General features: G+C 59.9%; 4 protein-coding genes and 1 tRNA gene. All 5 read right to left on the bottom strand.

Translation table 11 applies throughout. The features are described 5' to 3' along the window. A partial coding sequence (locus tag ACP7AZ_RS17740; protein ID WP_426039971.1) for a hypothetical protein occupies positions 1 to 363 on the bottom strand: 363 nt, incomplete at its 3' end. A gap of 182 nt (positions 364 to 545) precedes the next feature. Further along, complete coding sequence (locus ACP7AZ_RS17735; RefSeq protein ID WP_426039970.1) at positions 546 to 902, bottom strand: hypothetical protein; 357 nt, start codon at positions 900 to 902, stop codon at positions 546 to 548. 169 nt (positions 903 to 1,071) lie between these two features. Next, the gene (locus tag ACP7AZ_RS17730; protein ID WP_426039969.1) at positions 1,072 to 1,209 is read right to left on the bottom strand and encodes a hypothetical protein; all 138 of its coding nucleotides are present in this window, start codon (positions 1,207 to 1,209) and stop codon (positions 1,072 to 1,074) included. Positions 1,210 to 1,368: 159 nt separating this feature from the next. Then, a tRNA-Lys gene (locus ACP7AZ_RS17725) sits at positions 1,369 to 1,445 on the bottom strand. A 318-nt stretch (positions 1,446 to 1,763) separates the two neighbouring features. Then, on the bottom strand, positions 1,764 to 1,957 hold a 194-nt coding region (locus ACP7AZ_RS17720; RefSeq protein WP_426039968.1), incomplete at its 5' end, for a MucR family transcriptional regulator.

Here is a 1,957-nt window from a genome sequence, read left to right as displayed (position 1 = left end):
CCCTCCAACATCGGCGCTTGCAGCACCGCAAAATCGCCGCCTAAATATCGAACCCAGACAAGGCCAACTCTCCACTAAATCCGCACCCCGACTGTCCCAAAACATCTGACGACGTACAGGTGCGTTCTCGCTCATGAAGACGCCGGTTCCGCCGTCCTGAGTCGTGATCAGCGGTTGGCCTTCGAAGGCTTGCAGATAAGCCCAGAAGTCGCTCTCCGCGTAGGAGCGAAAGGCCCTAGGCGGATCGAACTGCACCTCGAAGTGGGGAACACCTTCAACGGCCAACGTGACGACGAGCGACCCAACGTCATACCGGACATCGTGGAGGAAGAAGTCTGGAACCTGTTGAGGTGTCTCGGCCATCCCGAACCATCACCGACCGGCGGCATGTCCGCAATGGGTCGAGCGCGGCCAATCCCTTCAAGCCGGATAGCGGACATTCGAATTGCTGTCAGCGAACCTACAGAAGCGACCTAATCCCGCTCAAATGCAAACGGCGGCCCCCTTCCGGGAGCCGCCGTTTCCGTATCGCTGGGTTGGAAAGACTACTCTTCTTCATCCTCGTCGGCTTCTTCGCTGCCGTCTTCATCCTCGACTTCGAAACCGTCGCCCGAGCAAAGGTCAACGCCCATGACTTCTTCCGTGTCGCCGTCCTCATAGGTGGCCTGCACGTCCTGAACGCAGTCGTCGCCCACGTCGAAAGTCACTTCCACGCCTTCACCCGGAGCGATCTCCTCGTCGAGCAGGTTGTCGCCGAAATCGTCCGAAGACTCGCCCGAGATGGCCAGGCCGACGATGGCGACTTCGCCGTCGTTGGTGACGGTCATCGTAGCTTGGGCTGCAGCGGCCGTGGCGAGAAGAAGGGCAGCCGTCGAGGCAGCCAGAAATAGTTTCGTATTCATCGTGTGATCCTTGACGGCCGGCGACTGCAGGCCAAACTTTGAGAGCGGTGCCAATGGGCCATGCGGCGTTGCGAGTTAACTGACGGGACCTGACGCGCCGCCAAGCTTGGTGGAGCCTTGAAGGGGAATATCCCAGGGACCTGAGCTGACACCCACAGGCGGTGCACCCTCAGTCCTCCATGGACTGGATGATTTGAATCGCCAGTTTCTTGAGCCTGGGATCGGTCAACCGCCGCCAGCTGTGAACAAGGTCATCGAGCTGCTCATCCTCGAACGCCCGAGGCTCGCCCGAAACGTAACCGTCCATGTGCGACGTCCGTTCAATCCGTGAAGCGAATGAACGATGCTCGCCCCGTCTCGCCCTAGGAATGGCGGCCCCACCGCGTTCGATACCGCCGGTGTCCACATCCGGATCGCTTGCACAACTTGCCGCTGACTGCACGCTACTCTCTCCAACCTGGCACGTTGGGGGGTGTTCGTGGACTTGAACCACGGACCTGCGGTTTAAGGGACCGCCGCTCTGCGCGTCTGAGCTAAACACCCGTCTCAACTTGGCACTGGGTCTTCAGACCCATCGGGATGACCGCAATGGTCATGCCAGAGGGATGTTGAGCGCCAAACTTGCGTTTTAGCTGGGGTGCCTACCATCGGGAGCCCGCTATGGTCGGATTACAAGGCTGATGCGAAGCCGACACTCGACAATCCGTCGTAAGCGGACGTCACACCGGTCCCTTCCTATGTCGGCTTTGGGTCGACATGCGTCTTTGACATCAGGCCGAAAAACGGACGTTCGCCAACGCAGTCAACACGACGGAGAAGACCGTGAAGCCTCCTCCAGCGGTCAACGCGATTTAGACGTCGTCACGACTTTGAAGCCCTCGGTTTCCGAGCCGGTTTGGCCGCGACCTCAGCCTTCTTCGGCTGACGCCCGCCCATTCCCAAGCCCATCGACTTGGCCAACGCCGACCGTTTGGCCGCATATTCGGGGCTCACCATCGGGAAGTCCTTCGGCAGGGAAAAATGCACCCGATAGCTTTCCGGGGTGAAGCCCTGGA

It is taken from the genome of Brevundimonas sp. DC300-4 (genome assembly GCF_049897365.1).
In the GTDB taxonomy this organism is placed as follows: domain Bacteria; phylum Pseudomonadota; class Alphaproteobacteria; order Caulobacterales; family Caulobacteraceae; genus Brevundimonas.
Note: the sequence above shows the minus strand (reverse complement) of the source record. Positions and strands in the feature narration are given on the sequence as shown.